A 23,544-nucleotide genomic window follows, 5' to 3' on the forward strand; every position below is an offset into this window, starting at 1 on the left:
AAGCCCCTCTTTTTTGTTTACAATATAGAAATGCTATATATGAATAGAGGTAGGGATGTTATGAGCAAGTTTACAGTAGCTTCTAATGGTGCATTAGAAACAACATTAAGAGGAGCAGAAGTATTATCAACACCACTTTTAAATAAAGGGGTAGCTTTCACACAAAATGAAAGAGAAGAGTTAGGTTTAAAAGGGTTATTACCGCCAGCGGTTTTAACGTTAGAAGAACAGGCACGCCGAGCATACGAACAATTTAGTTCGCAGCCGGATGATTTATTAAAGAATGTATACTTAACTGCGTTACATGATCGAAATGAAGTATTATTTTATCGTATATTAACAGATCATTTACGTGAAATGTTACCGATTGTATATACACCAACTGTCGGTGTAGCAATTCAAAGGTATAGCCATGAATATCGTAAACCACGTGGTATTTACTTATCAATTAACGACCCATCAGGTATTGAAGAAGCGTTTGCCAATATCGGTGCAACAGCTGAAAATATTGATTTAGTCGTTGTAACAGATGGAGAAGGTATATTAGGAATTGGTGATTGGGGTGTTGGCGGTATTAATATCGCAATCGGAAAATTAGCTGTTTACACTGCCGCAGTTGGAATCGATCCTAGCCGCGTATTACCGGTAATTTTAGATGTAGGTACAAACCGTGAGGAACTATTAAACAATCCATTTTATATTGGAAATCGTCACCCTCGTATAACAGGTGAAGCTTACGATGAATTTATTGATACGTTTGTACAAGCGGTAAATAAACAATTCCCGAAAGCACTTTTACATTGGGAAGACTTTAGCTCTCGTAACGCACGAAAAATTTTAGATAAATACCGTCATGACGTTTGTACGTTTAATGATGATATTCAAGGTACAGGTGCAGTTTCACTTGCGGCAGTATTATCGGCAGTGAAAGCTTCTGGTGTACCGCTAAGTGAACACCGCGTTGTTGTATTTGGTGCTGGTACGGCTGGAATCGGTATCGCAGATCAAGTTAGAGATGCGATGGTCCGCGTAGGTGTATCTGAAGAAGAATCATATAAGCGTTTCTGGTGTATTGATCGTAACGGGTTAGTTACAGATAATATGGAAGATCTTCTTGATTTCCAAATTCCGTACGCAAGAAAAGAAGCAGAAGTAAGTGAGTGGAAAGAAAATGATGTGATCGGACTTGCTGAAGTTGTGAAACATGTAAAACCGACAATTTTAATTGGTACATCTACTGTTGCAGGTGCATTTAAAGAAGAGATTATTAAAGAAATGGCTTCTCACGTAGAAAGACCAATCATTTTACCAATGTCGAATCCGACGCCACTTGCTGAAGCAAAACCAGCAGATTTAATCGAGTGGACAGAAGGAAGAGCGTTAGTTGCAACAGGAAGTCCATTTGAACCAGTTACATATAACGGTGTAACGTATGTGATTGGACAATCAAATAATGCACTTATTTTCCCAGGGCTTGGTCTTGGAACAATTGTAGTACGAGCAAGCGTCATGACGGATGGAATGTTCGCAGCGGCTGCTGAAGCAGTTGCAAGTATGGTAGATACAAGTCAGCCAGGAGCACCTATTTTACCAGAGGTCGAAGAATTACGTAATATCTCAGAAATGGTTGCAATTGAAGTAGCGAAAGTTGCAGTTGCAGAAGGTGTTGCAAGAGTGAACTTAAGTGATAACGATATCAAGATGGCAGTGCAAGAAGCAATGTGGAAGCCAGAGTATCGCCAAATAAAAGCGGTAGAAAAGGTTAGAATATAGAAAGAAAGCCCGTTTATAACAATAAGCGGGCTTTCACTTTTACTACTGAAAAAAGTATAGGAAGTGTCACCTTTGAATTGGAATCAATTATGGAAGAAAGATATGTCCCTTTTAATTATATTAATGGTCGTTGTTCCGATTGCTGGGGAGCTGAACTTTCATCCCTTTAATGATACGTTTCGAGTTAGCTTCGGTACACCGCTATTCTTCTTTTTATTATTATTTTTAAGAAGAGTACCAGCAGGAGTTGCAGGTATTCTTGTTGGTATATCTGTAGTCTTATTCCGAGTATGTCTTGACTGGATCATGCAAGGTTCATTTCATATGACAGAATCATTTTATTTGCGTTATCCTGTGTTCTTCTATTATTTTATTTATGGCAGTTTTTTTTCGCTTTGTAGGGTAAATAAGTTCCATCAGAAACCAATCATTATTGGATGCCTTGGAATTTCAATTGAAATTGTTGCAAGTATGTCAGAACTTGCGTTTTATCACATGTTAGTACTAGGTACAACAATAACGATTTCTGAAGTGAATAAACTTATTATTATTGCTATTTTTCGTAGTTTCTTTGCACTTGGTTTTTTAAATATGATGAATTTATATGAAACGAAATTAAAAGAATCGCAAGTTCGAAAAGAAAATGAAAATATGTTAATGCATCTTTCTAATTTATATGTGGAATCTGTTCATTTGAAAAAGACGTTACAAAATGCGGAGTTAATTACACAAGAAGCATATCAACTATATCGAAATTTACAAGTAAGCGCTGATTCAAGTAGTAAAACAGCATTGAAAATAGCGGGGGAAGTGCATGAAATAAAAAAGGATAATCAAAGGATATTTGCAGGGTTATCTAAACTGTTATTAGATAAAAATGTGGCTGAATATGTAGAAGGACATGAGTTAGCAGAAATGATTGTTAGAATAAACGAGAAGTATGCTGAAATGCTAGAAAAGGATATACGTTTTTCTAAACATATAGAAGGTGAGCATGCTGCATACCACGTGTATACAGTTCTATCAATTTTTAATAACCTCGCTGCAAATGCAGTTGAAGCAATTGAAGATAAAGGTGTCGTTATTATTAAGCTATATAAAAGAGATCAACATATATTTTTTGAAGTAATTGACGATGGACCTGGTATTGCACAAAAGTATAAGAAATTAGTATTTAAGCCAGGATTTACTTCCAAGTATGATCAAACGGGAACACCGTCAACTGGTATTGGGCTTTCTTACATAAATGAAATGGTAACAGAGCTAGGCGGAGAAGTGAGATTAGAAGGCCGAGAAAATAAAAGAGGATGTAAGTTTATCGTTTGTTTACCAGAGGGTAGTTTAAAGCGGGAAGGGGAATAGATTTGTTTTATTATATCGTAGACGATGATGAAGTTTTCCGTTCGATGCTTTCGCAAATTATTGAAGATGGAGATCTTGGAGAAGTAATTGGTGAGGCGGATGACGGAGCTTTTATTGAAGCGGATCAACTAAATTTTAAAAAAGTAGATATTTTATTTATTGATTTGTTGATGCCGATGAGGGACGGAATTGAAACAGTTCGTCACATTGCGTCAACTTTCACGGGGAAAATCATTATGATTTCTCAAGTGGAATCGAAGCAGCTTATAGGTGAGGCATATACACTTGGTGTAGAATATTATATTACAAAACCATTAAATAAAATCGAAGTTGTATCTGTTGTACGCAAAGTGATGGAGCGTATTAGATTGGAGCGTTCTATACATGATATTCAAAAATCATTGAATAACGTGTTTCAGTGGGAAAAACCGCAATTGCGTACTGAACCAGTGCAAGAAGGAAAAAAGATAGGGGATTTAGGACGCTTTTTACTATCAGAACTCGGTATTGCGGGAGAGAATGGAAGTAAAGATTTACTTAGTATGCTGGAATATTTATATGGTCAAGAAAAGGCACAGACATTTGAGTTTGGCTTTCCTGCGTTAAAAGAAATTTTTCATCATATTACGATAAGGAAATTAGGGGATCTAGCTTTAGGTGCGGATATTGATAAAGAGAAAAAAGCGTCTGAACAAAGAGTACGTCGAGCTATTTATCAGTCGTTAAATCATTTGGCTTCTTTAGGACTAACAGACTTTTCAAATCCAAAATTTGAAAGCTATGCTCCAAAATTTTTCGATTTCACCGTAGTTAGAAAACGGATGACAGAAATGACGAAAGATGAACTCGCATCTTCTGGTCATACGCGAATTAATACGAAGAAGTTTATTCAAGTGTTGTATTTTGAGGCGAAGAGGTTGATGGAGATAGAGTGAAGAAGATGCTTATAAATAAGCATCTTTTTTTGTTAAATCAACATTTTATATTTTCTCGTGGAGCATGTAAAATGTTAAGTAAGAGAAAATGGTTTTATATTAAGGAAGTGTCAAAGCGATGAGTTTCACATTGAATAAATCGATTATTAAAGAAGTGTGCGGAGAGACCTCATATAAAAGAGGTGAAACCTATTATAAATCAAATAAAGTGATAATAGATCATTACGATGAAAATAAAGAAATTTGTGAGGCGACAGTAAAAGGGAACGAGGATTTCCATGTTACAGTAGCAAAAGCCAAAAAGGGTGATGTTGTTGCAAAATGTAGTTGTCCTTCATTAGCGTCTTTTCAAACGTACTGTCAACATGTTGCAGCAGTATTAATACAAATAAACTATAATCAACAAACAGGTGGAATGAGCTCCACTAGTAACAGAAATGATCAATTGACAAGTGGTATGTTTCAGCTGTTTGCAGACAAACCACTGAGGCCAAAAAGTAAACAACACCGTTTTGATACACGTGAAATATTAGATGTTGAGTTTATATGTACACCAGTAGCTACGAGAAGTGGTGGTGCTCTTCTTGGAATTCAATTGAAACTTGCCAAGGTGTATTTCATAAATCATATTAGAGAATTTCTTTCTAAGGTGGAGAAAAGAGAGTCTTTTCATTGTTCAAATGAATTTACATATACACCAGATGTACATAGTTTTAAACAAGAAACGGATGCAATTATTCAGCAGCTCATTAAAATGTATCATAACGAAAAAATGTATGAGGATGCGCTAGAAGTACATGCGAAACAAGATGAAAGTATGATATTTATACCACCAGCTTCATGGAAAGATATGCTCTCTTCACTTTCTAAAGTTGAATATGTACAGCTGAAACAAAATAAACAACTGTTTCAGGGATTACAAGTTTCAAAAGGTTTGTTGCCGTTACACTTTGAATTTACGAAGGGAAATAATGGCGGATTTACACTTCATATAGATGGTCTAAATCGTGTACAAGTTATGGATATGTATAACAATGCACTTTATGGTGGGAAATTATATCACTTACACATTGAAGATTGTATGCGACTTATTGAATTACAAAAGATGATGAGTCGCTCAAATAGTAATCAGTTTTATATTCCAGAAAGTAAGATGGAACATTTCGTCGCGAAAGTTGTACCAGGATTAATGAAGCTCGGAACTGTACACATTGATGAAGTAATATCGGATCGTGTTGAAACACCTTCGCTAAAAGCGAAATTGTATTTAGACCGCGTGAAAAATCGCTTATTAGCAGGTCTTGAATTTCACTATGGGAACGTCATGATTAATCCGCTAGAAGAGGATGGACAGCCGTCTGTTTTTAATCGTGATGAGAAAAAAGAAAAAGAGATTTTAGACATTATGAGTGAAAGTGCCTTTGCAAAAACAGAAGGCGGTTACTTTATGCATAATGAAGAAGCTGAGTATAACTTTTTATATCACGTCGTGCCAACATTAAAAGGTTTAGTTGATATTTATGCGACGACAGCAATCAAATTGCGAATTAGTAAAGGGGATGCAGTTCCTCTTATTAGAGTGAGAAGAAAAGAAAGAATTGATTGGTTGTCATTTCGTTTTGATATAAAAGGAATACCAGAAGCAGAAATTAAAGGTGTATTAGTGGCCCTTGAAGAGAAACGTAAATATTATCGATTGACGAACGGTTCGTTTTTGTCGCTAGAGAGTAAAGAGTTTAATGAAATTAATCAGTTTATAAAAGAATCAGGTATTCGGAAAGAATTTTTACATGGAGAAGAGGTAAATGTTCCGCTTATTCGGAGTGTAAAATGGATGAACGGACTTCACGAAGGCAATGTTTTAAGTTTGGATGATTCAGTTCAAGAGTTAGTAGAAAACATTCAAAATCCGAAAAAATTAAAGTTTGCTGTGCCAAATACTTTAAATGCAGAAATGAGAAAGTATCAAGTATATGGGTTCGAATGGATGAAAACACTTGCTCATTACCGTTTTGGCGGTATTTTAGCAGATGATATGGGACTTGGAAAAACGTTGCAAAGCATTGCTTTTATAGATTCTGTTTTGACTGAGATTCGAGAAAAGAAACTGCCAATATTAGTCGTTTCACCATCATCTCTTGTTTATAATTGGTTTAGTGAATTGAAAAAATTCGCCCCGCATATTAGAGCAGTTATTGCAGATGGAAACCAAGCAGAGCGCCGGAAAATTTTGAAAGATATAACGGAATTTGATGTCGTAATCACGTCATATCCATTACTGAGAAGAGATATAAGATTATATGCAAGGCCATTTCATACACTATTTCTTGATGAAGCACAGGCGTTTAAAAACCCTACAACGCAAACGGCAAGAGCTGTGAAAACAATTCAAGCTGAATACCGTTTCGGACTAACTGGTACACCTGTAGAAAATTCATTAGAAGAGCTATGGTCTATCTTCCATGTCGTCTTCCCGGAATTATTACCAGGAAGAAAAGAGTTCGGTGATTTAAGGCGTGAAGATATAGCGAAGCGAGTGAAACCATTCGTATTAAGACGATTAAAAGGAGACGTATTAAATGAGTTGCCAGAGAAAATAGAGCACTTACAATCATCGGAGTTATTACCCGATCAAAAGAGTCTCTATGCTGCTTATTTAGCGAAGTTAAGGGAAGAAACGTTAAAGCATTTAGACAAAGACACGTTACGTAAAAATAAAATTAGAATTTTAGCTGGTTTAACGAGATTGCGACAAATTTGTTGTCATCCCGCTTTATTTGTTGATGATTACAAAGGAAGTTCAGCTAAATTTGAACAACTGTTAGAGATTTTAGAGGAATGTAGAAGTACAGGGAAGAGAATATTAATTTTTTCTCAATTTACGAAGATGCTTTCCATTATTGGTCGTGAGTTAAATCGACAAGCAATTCCATACTTTTATTTAGACGGGAGTACACCAGCGCAGGATCGTGTAGAGCTGTGCGATCGGTTTAACGAAGGAGAAGGAGATCTATTTCTCATTTCTTTAAAAGCTGGTGGTACCGGACTTAATTTAACTGGTGCAGATACAGTAATATTATATGATTTATGGTGGAATCCAGCTGTTGAACAACAAGCGGCCGATAGGGCGTATCGAATGGGACAAAAAAATACAGTGCAAGTTATAAAGCTAGTAGCTCAGGGAACAATTGAGGAGAAAATGCATGAACTGCAAGAAAGTAAGAAAAATTTAATCGCTGAAGTGATTGAGCCGGGAGAAGAGAAATTGTCCTCAATCACAGAGGAAGAAATTCGAGATATTTTAATGATTTAATATAAAAAAGCTATGTCTTCAAATGTATGAGGGCATAGCTTTTTTGTTGTAATAATTATATTTTGTTTTGTACAAAGTAAAGAAATCAAATGTTATTTAAATTACTTCTTTGTACCTTTACTTTTGTATGGTTTGGCAGCTGCCTTTTTCTTTGCACTTGATTGCCAACGGTTCCATCCTTTACTTCCTGTACCTTGTCCTACACCTTTTTTCGGTTTTGCTTTCGTTTTACTCATATGATCACTCCGTTATATAAAAATCTTATTTGATAATAGTCAATGATTTAGAAAATACTCTTTATAAATGACTATGATTGCTTTAAGTAAAAATAAACTGCTTGAATGCTATAGTATAACATGAATTTGCAAGTAAACTGAAAGGAATTATAAAGAAAATGAAAATAATAAGAAATACTGCAGATTCTATATTCCGAACGATCACATTAATTGTTGTGTATACGTTAGTTTCGGTCAGTGAAACATTTTTTGGATTGAAGAGGCAGAAAAAGTAAAGATGTTAAATTAACAACAATCAATAAAGCCGTAAAATAAAGAATTGAAAAACATTTTAAAACTTTTTGTTGACTTTCTTTATTTTTTGTATAGAATAATCATTAATAAAATGTTTCAGAGATGTGACAACAAAACGACTATGAAAGGACGAGTAGTAGTAGGACGTAGTTTAAGCGAGTCAGGGGTGGTGTGAGCCTGATACGAAGCCTATTATGAAGAACCTCCTGGAGTTGCTAACCGAAATCCTTTATAGGAAAGTAGACTTAGCCGGGAACTTCGCCGTTACAAGAAGAACAGTATCGAGATATTTCATCTCCGTATTGTATAAGTGAGCAACCTCTGTTGCTAATTTGGGTGGTACCGCGGAACCAAAGCCTTTCGTCCCAGTTTTTTGGGAAAGAAGGGCTTTTTTTGTTGGCTTCTTTTCACAACATCCAAACATTTTAGGAGGAAACCACCATGTATCAATCATTAATGACAGTAAGAGAGACTCAAATCGCAATTAAGGAAGTTAAAACATTCTTCGAGGATCAATTAGCAAAACGCCTTGAACTATTCCGCGTATCTGCACCATTATTCGTAACGAAAAAATCAGGATTAAACGATCACCTAAACGGTGTAGAACGCCCAATTGAATTTGATATGTTACATTCAGGAGAAGAATTAGAAATTGTTCATTCACTAGCGAAATGGAAACGATTTGCATTACATGAATACGGATACGAAGCTGGTGAAGGTTTATATACAAACATGAACGCGATCCGTCGTGATGAAGAACTTGATGCAACGCATTCCATTTACGTTGACCAATGGGATTGGGAAAAAATCGTTCAAAAAGAATGGCGTACTGTCGATTACTTACAAAAAACAGTACAAACAATTTATGGAATATTCAAAGATTTAGAAGATCATTTATTTGAAAAATATCCGTTCCTTGGAAAGTATTTACCAGAAGAGATTGTTTTCATTACTTCCCAAGAACTAGAAGATAAATATCCAGAATTAACACCGAAAGATCGTGAACATGCAATTGCAAAAGAACACGGTGCAGTCTTCATTATCGGAATTGGTGATGCACTTCGTTCAGGTGAAAAGCATGACGGACGCGCAGCTGATTATGACGATTGGAAATTAAACGGTGACATTTTATTCTGGCACCCAGTACTACAATCTTCATTTGAGTTATCATCAATGGGAATTCGTGTTGATAGTAAATCGCTTGATGAGCAGTTAACGAAAACTGGTGAAGACTTCAAACGTGAGTATGATTTCCATAAAGGTATATTAGAAGACGTACTACCATTAACAATCGGCGGTGGCATTGGACAATCAAGAATGTGCATGTACTTCTTACGTAAAGCACATATCGGTGAAGTTCAATCTTCTGTATGGCCTGACGATTTACGTGCAGCTTGTAAAAAAGAAAACATTCATCTGTTTTAATAGAAGTGAGGGAATAGCTTAAATATAGAGCTATTCCCTCTTTTTTTAATTGTGTAAACGAATGGTTTACAGAGAGTTTTACTAATGGTTTCTTTCATTTATATCTCTTTTTATGTAATAATTTGTTAAAGGAGGGGACGTTATGAGCATAGGAGAGCAGCTAAAAAAACTACGAGAATCAAAGGGGTTTTCGCAAGAGGATGTTGCTAAAAAGATTGGTGTGACGAGGCAAGCAGTGTACAAATGGGAAAATGATAAAAGTTATCCTGATATTGATAATCTAATTTTACTAAGCGAAATGTACAATGTTACGCTTGATGAGTTAATAAAAGGGAAACAGAATATTAAAGAAAAAATACATATTGATGAAGAAGATGAGGATTTTGAGAAAGAGAATGATTTTGGTTTTTATATTGGGTTTGGATTGCTAATTATGAGTGCATTCATTGATTATGAAGGAATACAAGTATTTGTATTAGGAGTTGCACTATTCATGATGGTTTTTTATTCGAATGTGAAGAAAGTTATTTTGAATGAATATAGATCGTTTTTTCAAGAGAAAGAGCGAAAAGATATATGTGATAAAAAGTGAGAAGAGTTAGTTATATTTCCTAGGAAAGGGTATAACGAATATTTTCATTGTATTATAATGATTTTGGGATATCGGTAATATGAAAGCTATTTGGGTAGATCCTTGAAATCTATATGTAAAATGATAATAAAGTTATTTAATTTTAAAAGCTCAAACAAGCATAACCCCGTTCTAAAGCTAGGACGGGGTTCAAAATATAATAATAAAATCGCTTAAGAGTCTACGTTTTATTCAATGATAGTGCCTTTTTATAAAACGTCACTTGCTTATTTATTACCGAGTTCTTCCGCTAAACCGATTAAAATTCCTTCGACTCCACGAATGTAGCAGAGACGATACGAGTTCTCGTACTGAACTACTTCACCAACGAGCTCTGCACCATGCTTAGTGAGTCTCGATACCATTTCGTCAATATCTTGAACGGTGAACATGACGCGTAGATAACCGAGGGCGTTTACAGGAGCATTTCGGTGATCTGCTATAGTAGGAGGGGTGAGAAATCGCGAAAGTTCAATTCGGTTGTGGCCATCTGGAGTGACCATCATAGCAATCTCTACGCACTGAGAGCCGAGTCCAGTTACGCGACCAGCCCATTCACCCTCGACAGTGGCTCGCCCTTCAAGGTTCAAGCCAATTTCCTCGAAGAAAGAGATTGCGTTATCAAGGGATTCTACAACGATGCTGACATTGTCCATTCGTAATAATTTGTTTTTTGCCATAGTCTTATCTCCTTATGTATAAAAGTTTATTATTTAATCATCCTCATAATTATACTACTAAGTAGTTACAAATTCCTTTCAGTCAAAAACACCTTGTCACAGCATAGGAAAAATGGACAAGGTGTTTTTTTATATGTCATATAGCATCTTGTTAACGAACAGCTTTTATTTAATAGGAAGGAAGTAGAGTAATATGATTTTTTTATAAGTGTTACTGAGCATATCAAATTAGCTCATTTGCACTAAAGGCTCAATTTTCGCCATAAATGATTGATGCAGTGCCTCAACACCTGTTACTAAATGAAGGCGGTCAATAACGACAGACACTTTAATTTCTGATGTACTTACCATTTTAATATGAATATCTTCTTCTTTTAAAGTAGTAAACATATTTGCAGCGACACCAGGGTTAGATACCATGCCAGATCCTACGATTGATACTTTTGCTAAATGATTTTCATATTCTACAGCTTCATAGTGAAGTGCCTCTTGATTTTGTTCCAATACTTCTAATGTTTCTCTTAAATCATTAGAATGGATGGAGAAGGAGAGATGAACAGTTCCTTCATTTGTAATACTTTGAATGATGATATCTACATTAATATGTGCCGCTGCTAATGTAGAGAAAACAGTTGAAAGTGAACCTTGTTCTAATCCTTTCACTGTGATGCGTGTAATATTATCTTCAAATGCAATACCTTTAACGATTGATTGTTGTTCCATGTTACATTCTCCTTTTACAATTGTTCCGTTTTCTTGTTCCATACTTGAGCGAACTTCTAAAATGACATTATGATTTTTAGCAAACTCAACAGCACGCGGGTGTAATACACCAGCACCGAGGTTTGCAAGTTCTAACATTTCGTCATAAGAAATTTCATCTAATTTATAAGCATCTTTTACAACTCGTGGATCCGTCGTATATACGCCGGTCACATCTGTGTAAATATCACATTTTTTTGCGTTTAGTGCAGCAGCTAATGCGACAGCAGTTGTATCAGAACCGCCTCGTCCAAGCGTTGTAATTTCAAAATCTTCACTGACTCCTTGGAAACCAGCTACAATAACAATGGTGCCTTTAGTAAGATAAGACTGAATTCGATCTGTATTAATTTTAGTAATCCGTGCACTACTATGTACAGATTCTGTCGTAATACCAGCTTGCCATCCTGTTAATGAAATCGCGTTATACCCTTTTGCTTGTAGTGCCATCGTTAATAATGAAATAGTTACTTGCTCTCCTGTCGATAGAAGCATATCCATTTCGCGTTTACTTGGATTTTCTGTAATTGCGTTAGCGAGTGCGACAAGTTCATCCGTGCTTTTTCCCATTGCTGAAACGACAGAGACAACGCTATGACCTCGTTCATATTCTTCAATAATTAAATTTGCTACATGTTGAATGCGCTCGACGCTTCCGACAGAAGTGCCACCAAATTTTTGAACAATTGTTTCCATTACAAATTCCTTCTTTCGTCTATTTTTAAGAATAGATTAGGAAATATATAAATCCCAATACTCCTGTAGTTACCAGAAAGACAAACAAAAAACACCATCTCAAATAAGTGAGGATGGTGCTGTTACAGGAAAAGGGAAACAGAAAACGGAGCTAATAAAAAAACCGCCAAAAAAGGAATATCATAAAAAATGATATCTCTTTTTTGTAGATAGCTCTTCATACGTACACGTCTGTACATATGACAGTTCTGTTTCTATTCGAAAACAGCCCCAATTGATAAATGCAGAGAAACTTATCAATTTCGGCAATACTTCCTTTCATCTAAGTTCATAGACATCTCTGTGTCTCCATTAGAATACTCATAAGTATCGCAACCTCTATCTCACGTTTTAGGCGAGAGTGTTTGATTTATGAAGTTGTTGGTAACATTTGTTTTATAATAATTTAAATTTTTCGGGGAATCAAGTGTTTTATATATATTTTAAAAATTCTTTCTTTTTTCTGAGGAAGTTTGTGAAAAATGTAGCAAAATAAATTCATTGCATGTACATTAAACTTATAGTGCATAGGAGGTGGGAGAATGAAAAGGAAACAGCCTATTTATGTTGCGACAAAAATGAACACGACGATGGGAAAATTATGGGAATATACGCAAGAACCAGATATACATACAGAGTGGGATGCTCGCTTTACTGAAATTTCGTATTTAGAGAAAAAAGAAGGAGAACCACAGAAGTTTTTGTATAAAACAAAGATTGGATTTGGGCTTGAAATAGCTGGAGAAGGGGAATCAATAGGTGAAATAAGAAAAGAAACTGGTGAAAGAATTTCTTCTTTAAAATTTTGGACGGATAATACATTATCTCTTATTCAAATAGGACGTGGTTATTGGAAGTATAAGCCGAATAAAGAATACATCCATTTTGAGACACAATATGATTATGATACAAGATTTGGTCGTATAGGAAATGTGATAGATTCCTATATTTTTCGTCCGTTATTAGGTTGGGCGACTGCTTGGAGTTTTGATGCCTTAAAATTATGGTTAGAAAAGGGGCTTCATCCTAGGTTACTAATTAGAAGAACAATGACGTATTGGCTCGTATGTTTTTTATTTGCTTTTGTATGGATATATCAAGGGATAGTGCCAAAACTACTTTTTACTCATTTAGAAGAAGTAAAGATGCTTTCTATATTAATCGGTTCAAATGAAAATAGTGTATATATACTTAAAATAATTGGGGTGTTAGAAATAATTTTCGGTGTTGTATGGCTGTTGCCAATAACAAAACGAAAATTATTTATACTGCATATTATTGTATTACTAGTTTTAACATTAGCGGCAGGATTTACGAATATTGCAAGCTTTACAGGGCCGTTTAATCCGATTACATTAAATGTTCTTCTAATGGGGTTATCAATTGTCGGTTATATAAATAGTTTCGATTTATCAAGAGCGAAAAATTGCAATAGGGCGAGAAAGGGATAAGTGTATGGCTAATATATATGAACGATTATTAGGGGATACCTATAAAAATCTTCATCCTGAATTGCAGAAGCGTTATGCGATTACAGAAGAGAATAGTTTTACAGGTGAAGGAAAGATGGATGAAATTTACGGTGGCTCTTTTTTCGTGAAATTTATATTAAAAATTGCATCGAAGTTTCGAATGTTTTTCTCGGAACGAGGAGAGGAAATTCCCTTTACGATACAAAACATAGCTGAGCGAGATGAATATGGACAAGAATTAGTAAGGTGGAACCGTACTTTTTATTTTCATAATAAGAAAAGATATTTTAACGCAGTTATGCAATTGGATGGAAACGAAAATGAAATTGTAGATTATTTTGGCGAACCACATTTACTCGTTTCTACACTGCATTTTCATATCGATGAGTTAGGGGCAATGCATATTTCTTCAAAGAAACAATGGTTTTATATGTTTGGAAGAAAAATGCCGTTACCAAAATTTTTGTATGGTGAAGCAAAAATTGTTGAAAGTTATGATGCAACACTACAGTGTTTTCGAATTCATGTACAAGTACGAAACCCGTTAATTGGCTCGCTTTTTTCATATAAGGGAACATTTGTGGAAAGGAAATAAACGATATGAAAAATATAATATTTGGGCTTGCTTGTTATGTTGTTTTTCTAATATATGAGTGGTCGAATATAAATCCTGTTGAAGCAATTATATTATTATCTGTTTTATTATTTATACCAATGTCACTTTGTATTAGTGATAAAAGAAAAAGAGATGGATCGTATTTATTATTTTATAAATTCGTATCGTTTTTATATCCAATCGCAGCAATTTGTGCAATGCTAGCTTTCGTCACAAATTACAATGTATTTGCGCTAGTTTGGTTTGTATATACAGGAATTGTTGCGTTATTTGGTGTAAGTAGATTGCTAGAAAGAGGATGGAAGCCGTTAGAAGAGATCGCCATAGATAGTGCGTTTATTTATTTGTTTTTAGGTGGTTTTTGGTTTTTTGCTTCAGTAGCAAAACTTTCAATTATGCATTTTAGCTCTGACATTGTTTTACTCACAGCAGCGCATTTTCATTATTCGGCGTTTCTATTGCCATTATCAGCTGGTTTAATAGGGAGAAAAAGAGAAAAGAGAAGTAAAGTATATGATGCTATTATGTTTATCATCATGATTTCACCTATGACAGTTGCAATAGGAATTACATACTCGAGAATATTTGAATTTTTTGCAGTGCTCCTATATTTATGTGCGATTTATGGATATGGATTTTACGTTTGGAGAGCAAAATTTAATGCTATCAGTGCAAAGATTCTTTTAATCGTTTCGTCTAGTACACTCATGGTTACAATTATGTTCTCACTTATATACTCATACGGGAATTTGAAGCATGTAATGACGATTACAATTGCTCAAATGGTTTGGATTCACGGTGTTGTCAACGGAATTGGAGTAGCGTTACCGGCATTTGTCGGCTGGATGATCGAAAAGAGTGTTCCGAATTATAAATACTATGGGAAACCAATGAGTAAATTAAGAGGAAATGTGGCAATTGGTGAGGCTTTTTTATATAGCGGCAATTTAGTAGGCAGTAAGGAATACAACGGTTTAGTTGATCAAATAACTGATTTTCATAGTGAGTCATTTGACGTGACGAAGGTACCTTTAAGTATTATTCGTTTTTATGAAAATACAACAGAGTATGAGTTGCAATCAAATATTAAATGGGCTCGTTGGTTCCGCCTATTTGCATTTTGTTATGAGAAAATGAGCAAGCATGTAGGACAAATACATTTAGGAATGGGCGACAAGTGGGAAACGATGCATGGCTCTATCATTGGTGTAATGGATGAGGAAGATGGAAGAGAGAATGTAAGGGCTTGGCTAAGGAAAAATGAAGCAGGTGAATCTATTTTTGTAGCTCTTTATTCAAAGCATACAGATAAGGATGAGACATATATGAATATCGCCTTGCCTTTACCTTATTCGAATATGACTGGTATTTTGAGGCTATGTAATGATAATCATGATTTAATCATTACTAGTAAGTTAAGAGAAAATGGCCAGGGAGATGAGGGGATTTATTTACATACTCGGTTCTTAACAATCCGTTTACCGTTAGCAGAGACTTTCATCATTACAGAGGGTAAGGATAAAATGTTAACAGCTCATCATAGCATGTGGCTATTTGGACTTGAATTTTTACATATTCATTATAAGATTGAAAAAATTGCACAGAAGTAAGAAAGGCTTGGATGGGTTTCCAAGCTTTTTTATGTATGGGTAATTGTCATAGAAATTTGTTTATTTAGCTCATTATCCCAAACACGTTGAATTTCAAAAGTGCCTGTTTCAAAAAATAATGGGAATCTTTCTTTAAACCAAGTTTGCATAGGTAGCTTTAGTGCTGTATCGATTGGTATCCATAAGAAAGAATAAGCCCTAAAGAAATTAGGACTTATTCTTCATTAAATACAAATGTTTGTTTCATTTTTTTACCTTCATTTACCGGATGGCCGTTATAAGAGAAATTCTTTTCTTCCCAAGTGATCACAACTTTAAAATTATGACTATTAAAGTCTAATGGGAATACCATGTAGTCAAAGCTTGTATGACTTTTAGAAATATTTTCATTAGGTGTAGTAGGTTTAAAGGTAGCCTTAGAGGTAGGATTGTTATCAAGTATTTCCACGGATACGTTTGATACATCATGACCGATGTTTTTTACGAGTAAACTATACGTATCAAATACACCTTGTTTCGGCTGGATTGCTTGCTTGTTTGAGTTATGAGATTTATCAATTTCGACATACCATTGTTTAGACTTTGATGCAATCGGTAGTGATTGAAATGTGTAAGCACTAGCTTGCATTGGTAGTGCTAAACATATAAGCGTAAAGAGAGTTAATATTTTTCGTTTCATTTTTTGAGAGCTCCCATTCTTTAATGGATTTACTTGTTATTATCTTCTTTTTACGAGTGAATATACCATATAATGTAAAGTGGTTATTGTGAGTAGTGAATTAATATCTTATTCACTATTCTTATAGCTGGCATAATTACGTATGTAGTAAGAAAGAATAAATTTATTTTTTCTATACTTAGATTGCCGCCCTTTTTAAAAGGGCTATTTTTACGTTTTAATAAAAAGAATATCCTAAGAGTTCCGTATAAATTATTTATTTTAATGTAGTTAAATGTGCTTATATATGTGAAATTAGAGAAGGAAGCTGTGTAGAGATGTTTCTACACAGCTTTTTAGGATATGAAAAAATTTCCAAAATATGTTAAAATAATATTGTCATACAACAAGGGGGATTTGTTTTATGGAAAATGGACATCTTGCTAAAGTAGACTTAACGAAAAAAATTGAATCAAAATCTAAGTACAACAAGAAACTCGAAAAATATCAAAGGCGCTTATTAGCATTACAACAAATTTTGAAAGAAGAAAAAATCGCGGTTATGCTTGTTATGGAAGGATGGGATGCGGCTGGTAAAGGTGGGGCAATTAAGCGGGTGACGGAACATCTTGATCCACGTGGGTTCCAAGTAAATCCAATTGGAGCACCTGCACCTCATGAAAAACGTTACCATTATTTGCAACGTTTCTGGCGCAAAATTCCACAGTACGGGCAAATCACCATTTTTGATCGCTCATGGTACGGTCGTGTGTTAGTTGAGCGTGTTGAAGGATTTGCTACAAAGGAAGAGTGGATGAGAGCATATGATGAGATTAATGATTTTGAAAAACTACTAACAGATGACCATTACATAATAGGGAAGTTCTTCTACCATATAAGTAAAGAGGAACAGTTAAAGAGATTTAAAGATAGAGAGAAAAATCCTTTGAAAAGATGGAAAATTACAGACGAAGATTGGCGTAATCGTGAAAAATGGGATGAATATGTTGAAGCAATGGAAGACATGTTTGAAAAAACAAGTAAGCCAAATGCGAAGTGGCATATTATTGAAAGTAACGATAAATTGTATGCCCGTGTGAAAACGTTAAAAATCATTATTTCATTCATTGAGGATTATTTCTTAGAACATGGTATAGAATTGCCTTCTTATTATTATGAAATGAAAGAGGATATTGAAGTTTTGCAAGATGTAGGTGTTAAAGAGTAAAAAAGAAAATGGTCCTGTGAATTGGTGAAACCAAATTATGGGGCTTTTTTATTTAGAAACATTTTACAATTAACAGAATAAGGTATATAATCAATAATCATATTAACATTGTTAATATAATTATTGATTATATACTATGTGGGGGTTTTACTTTGAAGGGAAGAGATGTTGTTTTAGGTTTACTAATGGAAAAGGAATTGTCTGGTTACGATATTAAAATTGTGTTTGAAGACGTATTTACTCATTTTTTTGATGGAAGTTTTGGAATGATTTATCCAACGTTACGACAATTGGAGAATGAAGGGAAAATAAAAAAAGAGGTTGTCATGCAAGAGGGAAAACCGAATAAGAAAATGTACTTTATTACAGATGAGGGGCGTGAAGAATTTTATCAATACATGCAGACACCTGTAGAGAAGGATGTTTTACGTTCGGATTTTTTAATGAGAATGTATTTTGGTAACTATAGTGATGATGTAACAATAAAAAAATGGATTAAAGATGAAATTGAAAGAAAAGAAGCGTACATTGCAGATCTTCGATTGAAATATGAAAAGTGGAGAGTAGGTATTACTTTCGTCGAAGAAATTTCACTAGATGTAGGTATTGCATCGTATAGTGCACAAGTGGAGACTTTGAAGAAAAAATTAGAAGAGTTAGAGGCGAAAGAAAACAATAAAACAGAAGAATGAAAAACGCGTTCACAATAAATAAAGGGGTATATAAAGATGGAGCAATCAAAGGGTATTAAGATTGTCTTTTTAATGTGTCTAGGTATCTTTCTTTGTATGATTGATACGACAATTATGAATATAGCTTTACCGGCAATACAATCGAGTGTAAATACTTCGTTAGAAAAGATGTCTTGGGTATTAAATGTTTATACAATGACGATTGCAGTACTTGCCATTCCGTTAGGGCGGATAGCTGATATCTTTGGAAAAGCAAAGATGTATATTCTTGGTCTGGTGATTTTTGGTGCTGGATTGGTACTTTGCGCTTTTGCTAATACAGGTGATTTTCTTATTTTTTCTCGTTTTATACAAAGTATTGGGGCAGCGATTTTATTTCCAACAAGTATGGTAATTGGTGTATCAGCTATGCCATTAGCTAAGAGGCATGTTGCGCTTGCGATTTTAGGAGTAACACAAGGATTGTCAGCTGCTATGGGACCAGTAATAGGTGGAATTATTACGCAAAATTTAGGATGGAGATGGGTGTTCTTCGTTAATGTTCCGGTTTGTATAATAGGAATCGTGTTATGTTGCATCATGCTACAAATAAAAAATGAAGAACGTATTATTTCAAAAATAGATTGGATAGGACTACTATTAAGTAGCACAGCAATTTTTTCATTTACTCTCATATTAGTAAAAGGTAATACATGGGGATGGCAAAGTAATATTGCTTTGTCTTGTTATGCAATTAGCACTATTTCTCTTATTCTATTTGTTTTAGTAGAACGAAAGATTCATAATCCAATGGTGAATTTAAAGTTATTTCAAGATCGAATGTTTGTCGGAGCGTCTATCGTTGTTATATTAAGTAATTTATTTTTAATTGGAGTTACTGTATTGCTTCCAACGTTCTTGACGAAACTACAAGGTCGAACGGAAATTGAAGCGGCTTTTTTAGTGACACCTATTTCAGCAATGATATTTTTTGTCTCACCAGTTGCAGCAACTTTAATTAAAAAACTCGGAAAAGTAACTATTATTTTGTCAGGATTTCTTATTATGGGGCTTTCCTACTATTGGTTGCAAATGATTGATGTTCATTCAACAAATATAGAAATTATTATTCCATGTATGATATTAGGTGTTGGATATGGTTTAGTAGTGGGGCCAATTACAGTTTTAAGTGCGTCTTCGTTTGAAGGAGAATTGTTAACTGCTTCTCAAAGTGTTGTATCAATGTTACGACAAGTCGGAATTGTATTGGCAGTCGCAATATTTGTCTCTAACTTAACTCACAATTTAACTGTAAATAAAGAAAAAGTATATCGTTATGCAGAAGAAAAGGTGCGTACTATTCATGTGAATAGTACTGAGCAAACTGAAATTTTACAAATGACTAAAGAGAAAATAGAGAATCAAAGTTTAGAGTCGAATATAAATAAGAAACAAAATGCAATGACAATGGGATTAAGTAAAGAGAAAAAGGAAGAATTGATTCGCGACAAGACGGATGAAATATTAAGAAAAGTTCCAGTAGAATATAGAGATGTAAAAAGAGAAGAAGTTATGAGGCAAGTGACAAAAGAAGTTGAAAAACAAGAGGAAAGTATAAAGAAAGAGGTACTCACATTTTCAAATGATGTGAATCATTATGCCAAGAATCAGATGGCTATGAGTTTTACAGATTTATATAAAGCAAGTGTGCCAATTATTTTAATTTGTGCTTTCGTAAGTTTGTTGTTTTGGGAAGGGAAAGCTTTGAGTAAAAAGAGAAGGGGAAGATTAGTAGAAGAAGCGTAAAGAAAAACAGGCTATAGCAGCCTGTTTTTTTCATTGTTTTCTCCTTGCATATTGTGAATAGTAGTATTTTTAATATAGCATGGGATAAGTCGAGTATGATTAGAAAGTTTTTTAGAATGAAAGGGATGAATGGAAAATGCCATTGAATATGTAACGTTATACATAGTACATTAACAAGAGGGATTAATTTTAAAAGGAGGATGGGGAATTGCTAGATAAGGCAGGGGCTTTAATAGATAATCATGTGTACACAGAAGAAGAGCAACAAAAACTATACAAACGAACGTTAATAATCGTCAGCATTTCACAAATGTTTGGCGGTGCAGGACTAGCTGCTGGTATTACAGTGGGAGCACTTCTTGCGCAGCAAATGCTTGGAACAGATGCATTTGCAGGATTACCAACTGCTATGTTTACATTAGGATCGGCATTAGCAGCTTTCATAGTAGGGAAGCTTTCGCAACGATATGGACGCCGGATAGGTCTTGCAACAGGGTTTATAGTAGGCGGATTTGGAGCAATTGGTGTTGTAATGGCAGCTTTAACGAACAGCATTATTCTTTTACTTATTTCTTTACTCATATATGGTGCCGGTACAGCCACGAATCTACAAGCTCGTTATGCAGGTACAGATTTAGCAGATAAGAAGCAGAGAGCAACGGCTGTTAGTATTACGATGGTAATGACGACTTTCGGTGCAGTTGCAGGACCAAATTTAGTAGGGGTAATGGGAAGTTTTGCTCATTCAATTGGAGTTCCTAAACTTGCAGGTCCGTTCATACTATCGGCAGCAGCATTTATACTGGCGGGTCTAGTTCTTTTTGTTATGCTTCGTCCAGATCCTTTGATTATTGCTAACATAATAGAAAGATATAAACAGGAACATACATATAAAGGACAACCAATAACAGAAGAAGCGAAAGAAAATAAACGAGGTATTACAGTTGGAGCAATCGTAATGATACTTACGCAAATAGTGATGGTTGCGATTATGACGATGACGCCAGTTCATATGGGACACCACGGTCACGGTTTAAGTGCAGTAGGACTTGTGATAGGTTTTCATGTAGGTGCAATGTATCTTCCATCTCTCGTTACAGGAATGTTAATTGATAAAATTGGCCGAACTACAATGAGCATAGCTGGTGGAGTGATTTTACTTGCAGCGGGTGTCATAGCTGCGATAGCGCCAAGTGATTCTTTATTATTATTAATCGTTGCTCTGTCTTTACTTGGGCTAGGATGGAACCTCGGATTGATAAGTGGTACAGCACAAATCGTTGATTCCACAACACCGTCTACACGTGCTAAAACACAAGGGAAAATAGATGTTTTTATTGCGCTAGCTGGAGCTTCTGGTGGAGCAATGTCAGGTATGGTAGTAGCGAATTCAAGTTATGCGGCATTGTCATTGGCTGGAGGCGTGTTAGCGTTATTACTTATTCCTGTTGTGATATGGTCTCGAAAAGGGGCAAGAAATTAAATGAAAAAGAGGTTCTAGTTACTGACTAGAGCCTCTTTTTATACACTTAAATTAAATTCCACTCTACAATAAGCCCTAAATGCGTAAGCCCGCCACCAAATCCGTATAGTAAAAGTGTGTCTCCGTTATTTAATTTCCCTTCTTTTATAGCTAAATTTAAAGCGAGTGGAATGGTGACTGAAGAGGTATTCCCCATATATTCCACGCTCGTTAATGTTTTTTGTATTGGAATTTGAGATTTTTCGCAAATAGATTCGATCATTCGTAAGTTAGCGCTGTGGGGTATGAACCAGTCTATATCATCTACTTGCATATTTACGGTATGTAATAAATTTTTTATGCCTTTTGGTACTGTGCGTGTTGCCCATTTATATACTTCTCTTCCATTTTGAACGATTTTTTCATTTGTTTGCAGTGGTGTGCCATTCATAGTAGTAGATAAGTTTGTTCTATATAGATGAATGCCGCCATCACCGTTTGTTCCCATGTGAGCAGCGATAAAGCTTTGGGTGTTTTCATCTCTTTCTAATAAAATAGCTCCAGCACCATCACCGAATAAAATACAGGTCGTTCTATCGGTATAATCAGTAACTTTAGATAATGTCTCTGTCGCTACGACAAGTACTTTTTCATGTGATCCAGAAGTGATTAAGCTATTACCGACGTGTAGTCCATATGTAAAACCAGCACAAGTTGCATTTAAATCAAAAGCTAGTGTATGAGGTATGTTGAAGTATTGTTGTATTTGGCAAGCAACACTAGGGAAAACGTAATCAGCAGTAGTAGTAGCGACAATGATACAGTCGACATCTTCTAAGTTTTTCTTATATGTTGTACATAAATTTTCAATTGCTTTAATGGCTAAGTTTGAGGAGTATTCTTCGTCGCTAGCGATTCTTCTTTCCTTCATTCCTGTTCTTTGTACAATCCATTCATCATTCGTATGGACCATCTTTTCTAAATCGTTATTAGACAATATTTGATCTGGAACATAAGTACCAATTGCAGTAATACGAGATTTAGAATGCATAGGAACATCTCCTAACTTTTATTTTTATAACCTGATACTAATATTAGGTTATAAAAATGTCAATAAAGATTTTTGTTGTATTAAAACGATAATACTTAACTTACTATGAAGGAATTTGGCGAGTGCTGTAAAAATAATATACGAGAAGTTTCTAAAATTGATAATGAAGGGAGTTAAGCTCCTTGAAAAGGATTTTACACATGTTTCCTGTTGTCATCATTTGTAGCTTTATTCTTATTATTTTTCCTGAGAAATCTTATGCTTGTGATTGTATTAAAGTATCAACAGAAGCTGCATTTCAAAAAAACGATGTAGTGTTTGAGGGAAAAGTAATTGAGGTTGGAAGGAAAGAAGAGGTTGGAACTGAAGTGTTATTTGAAGTGAAGAAAATTTGGAAAGGGACAACTTCTTCGCAAATTATCGTATATACAAAGGGTGGTGATTGTATGTTTCGCTTTGTAGAAGGAGGAGAGTACTTAGTATTTTCTACTCAAAGAGGATCAGAAAAACAATTACACACAAATAGTTGTAGTGGAACGAAGAGATTGGATGAGGCAGGGGCAGACAAAGCGGCTTTAAGTCAAATTGCAAAAGAGTCTGTTCCGACGAAGAAAGTGGATTTAAAAGGTGAGATGGTGAGCGGTTTAAATTGGCGGCAAGTTGCTATTATTTCCATTGGTTTGTTATTGATGATTGTTTTTGTTATTTTTATTGTGAGAAAAACTCGCAAAAAATGACGATTAAAGTAAAAATATAAAGATTTTCTTTAGTGTGATATAGGTTGTTAAACCTTGTGAAAGCGAATTACTTATGCTACACTTTAT

Annotated in this window: 19 protein-coding genes, 1 pseudogene, 1 riboswitch and 1 other annotated feature; of the genes and pseudogenes, 14 read left to right on the plus strand and 6 right to left on the minus strand. The window is 34.9% G+C overall.

Annotated elements, in window-relative coordinates:
* Positions 1-60: 60 nt before the first annotated feature.
* From malS to ACQRBL_RS08555, 4 genes are all read left to right on the plus strand, one after another.
* Entirely contained in the window at positions 61-1,773 is a 1,713-nt protein-coding gene (gene malS / locus ACQRBL_RS08540) for an oxaloacetate-decarboxylating malate dehydrogenase (RefSeq protein ID WP_003270074.1), read from the plus strand.
* A gap of 63 nt (positions 1,774-1,836) precedes the next feature.
* Positions 1,837-3,135 (plus strand): sensor histidine kinase, encoded by a 1,299-nt coding sequence (locus ACQRBL_RS08545; RefSeq protein WP_002195356.1) that lies wholly within the window; start codon positions 1,837-1,839, stop codon positions 3,133-3,135.
* Between the two features lie 2 nt (positions 3,136-3,137).
* On the plus strand, positions 3,138-4,070 hold the full coding sequence (locus ACQRBL_RS08550; protein ID WP_006918521.1) for a response regulator: 933 nt from the start codon (positions 3,138-3,140) through the stop codon (positions 4,068-4,070).
* Positions 4,071-4,188: 118 nt separating this feature from the next.
* Complete coding sequence (locus ACQRBL_RS08555; RefSeq protein WP_000011086.1) at positions 4,189-7,383, plus strand: DEAD/DEAH box helicase; 3,195 nt, start codon at positions 4,189-4,191, stop codon at positions 7,381-7,383.
* Positions 7,384-7,484: 101 nt separating this feature from the next.
* Here ACQRBL_RS08555 and ACQRBL_RS08560 read toward each other — a convergent pair whose 3' ends face one another.
* Positions 7,485-7,619, minus strand: a complete 135-nt coding sequence (locus tag ACQRBL_RS08560) for a DUF3934 domain-containing protein (protein WP_000047588.1) — start codon at positions 7,617-7,619, stop codon at positions 7,485-7,487.
* Positions 7,620-8,025: 406 nt separating this feature from the next.
* Positions 8,026-8,284, plus strand: a binding site (T-box leader).
* Positions 8,285-8,354: 70 nt separating this feature from the next.
* On the opposite strand from ACQRBL_RS08560, the gene asnA reads away from it, so the two are divergent.
* Both asnA and ACQRBL_RS08570 read left to right on the plus strand, forming a co-directional pair.
* On the plus strand, positions 8,355-9,338 hold the full coding sequence (asnA, locus tag ACQRBL_RS08565) for an aspartate--ammonia ligase (RefSeq protein ID WP_000284912.1): 984 nt from the start codon (positions 8,355-8,357) through the stop codon (positions 9,336-9,338).
* 142 nt (positions 9,339-9,480) lie between these two features.
* A complete protein-coding gene (locus ACQRBL_RS08570) occupies positions 9,481-9,930 on the plus strand; it encodes a helix-turn-helix domain-containing protein (protein WP_023521645.1) in 450 nt (149 codons plus the stop codon).
* Between the two features lie 266 nt (positions 9,931-10,196).
* Here ACQRBL_RS08570 and ACQRBL_RS08575 read toward each other — a convergent pair whose 3' ends face one another.
* Both ACQRBL_RS08575 and ACQRBL_RS08580 read right to left on the minus strand, forming a co-directional pair.
* A complete protein-coding gene (locus tag ACQRBL_RS08575; protein ID WP_001107262.1) occupies positions 10,197-10,649 on the minus strand; it encodes a VOC family protein in 453 nt (150 codons plus the stop codon).
* Positions 10,650-10,877: 228 nt separating this feature from the next.
* Entirely contained in the window at positions 10,878-12,107 is a 1,230-nt protein-coding gene (locus ACQRBL_RS08580; protein ID WP_000448069.1) for an aspartate kinase, read from the minus strand.
* A gap of 202 nt (positions 12,108-12,309) precedes the next feature.
* Positions 12,310-12,496, minus strand: a riboswitch (Lysine riboswitch).
* A gap of 192 nt (positions 12,497-12,688) precedes the next feature.
* Between ACQRBL_RS08580 and ACQRBL_RS08585 the strand changes: the two genes are divergently transcribed.
* Genes ACQRBL_RS08585 through ACQRBL_RS08595 form a run of 3 tightly spaced genes read left to right on the plus strand, consistent with a single transcriptional unit; the run spans position 12,689 to position 15,844 of the window.
* Entirely contained in the window at positions 12,689-13,597 is a 909-nt protein-coding gene (locus ACQRBL_RS08585; RefSeq protein WP_411995711.1) for a DoxX-like family protein, read from the plus strand.
* Between the two features lie 4 nt (positions 13,598-13,601).
* Positions 13,602-14,213 carry a DUF4166 domain-containing protein gene (locus ACQRBL_RS08590; protein WP_001284321.1) on the plus strand — a complete coding sequence of 204 codons (612 nt, stop codon included), beginning with the start codon at positions 13,602-13,604 and terminating at the stop codon, positions 14,211-14,213.
* A gap of 5 nt (positions 14,214-14,218) precedes the next feature.
* Positions 14,219-15,844 carry a YndJ family protein gene (locus ACQRBL_RS08595; protein WP_000789389.1) on the plus strand — a complete coding sequence of 542 codons (1,626 nt, stop codon included), beginning with the start codon at positions 14,219-14,221 and terminating at the stop codon, positions 15,842-15,844.
* Positions 15,845-15,873: 29 nt separating this feature from the next.
* Here ACQRBL_RS08595 and ACQRBL_RS08600 read toward each other — a convergent pair.
* Both ACQRBL_RS08600 and ACQRBL_RS08605 read right to left on the minus strand, forming a co-directional pair.
* Positions 15,874-16,029 (minus strand): annotated as a pseudogene (locus tag ACQRBL_RS08600) (DNA mismatch repair protein MutT); the annotation flags it as partial.
* 29 nt (positions 16,030-16,058) lie between these two features.
* On the minus strand, positions 16,059-16,523 hold the full coding sequence (locus ACQRBL_RS08605) for a hypothetical protein (protein ID WP_000823337.1): 465 nt from the start codon (positions 16,521-16,523) through the stop codon (positions 16,059-16,061).
* Positions 16,524-16,926: 403 nt separating this feature from the next.
* Between ACQRBL_RS08605 and ACQRBL_RS08610 the strand changes: the two genes are divergently transcribed.
* The 4 genes from ACQRBL_RS08610 (at position 16,927) to ACQRBL_RS08625 (ending at position 21,690) form a co-directional block, all read left to right on the plus strand.
* The gene (locus tag ACQRBL_RS08610) at positions 16,927-17,730 is read left to right on the plus strand and encodes a polyphosphate kinase 2 family protein (protein ID WP_000427319.1); all 804 of its coding nucleotides are present in this window, start codon (positions 16,927-16,929) and stop codon (positions 17,728-17,730) included.
* Positions 17,731-17,882: 152 nt separating this feature from the next.
* The gene (locus tag ACQRBL_RS08615; RefSeq protein ID WP_000678333.1) at positions 17,883-18,422 is read left to right on the plus strand and encodes a PadR family transcriptional regulator; all 540 of its coding nucleotides are present in this window, start codon (positions 17,883-17,885) and stop codon (positions 18,420-18,422) included.
* Between the two features lie 36 nt (positions 18,423-18,458).
* Complete coding sequence (locus ACQRBL_RS08620) at positions 18,459-20,207, plus strand: MDR family MFS transporter (RefSeq protein ID WP_411995710.1); 1,749 nt, start codon at positions 18,459-18,461, stop codon at positions 20,205-20,207.
* A 208-nt stretch (positions 20,208-20,415) separates the two neighbouring features.
* Positions 20,416-21,690 carry an MFS transporter gene (locus ACQRBL_RS08625; protein WP_000884513.1) on the plus strand — a complete coding sequence of 425 codons (1,275 nt, stop codon included), beginning with the start codon at positions 20,416-20,418 and terminating at the stop codon, positions 21,688-21,690.
* A 46-nt stretch (positions 21,691-21,736) separates the two neighbouring features.
* Here ACQRBL_RS08625 and ACQRBL_RS08630 read toward each other — a convergent pair whose 3' ends face one another.
* Positions 21,737-22,720 (minus strand): ketoacyl-ACP synthase III, encoded by a 984-nt coding sequence (locus tag ACQRBL_RS08630; RefSeq protein ID WP_097984032.1) that lies wholly within the window; start codon positions 22,718-22,720, stop codon positions 21,737-21,739.
* A gap of 182 nt (positions 22,721-22,902) precedes the next feature.
* On the opposite strand from ACQRBL_RS08630, the gene ACQRBL_RS08635 reads away from it, so the two are divergent.
* A complete protein-coding gene (locus ACQRBL_RS08635; protein ID WP_023521650.1) occupies positions 22,903-23,457 on the plus strand; it encodes a cbiN domain protein in 555 nt (184 codons plus the stop codon).
* Positions 23,458-23,544: the final 87 nt, after the last annotated feature.

The organism is Bacillus sp. AF62 (assembly GCF_050312695.1).
In the GTDB taxonomy this organism is placed as follows: domain Bacteria; phylum Bacillota; class Bacilli; order Bacillales; family Bacillaceae_G; genus Bacillus_A; species Bacillus_A cereus.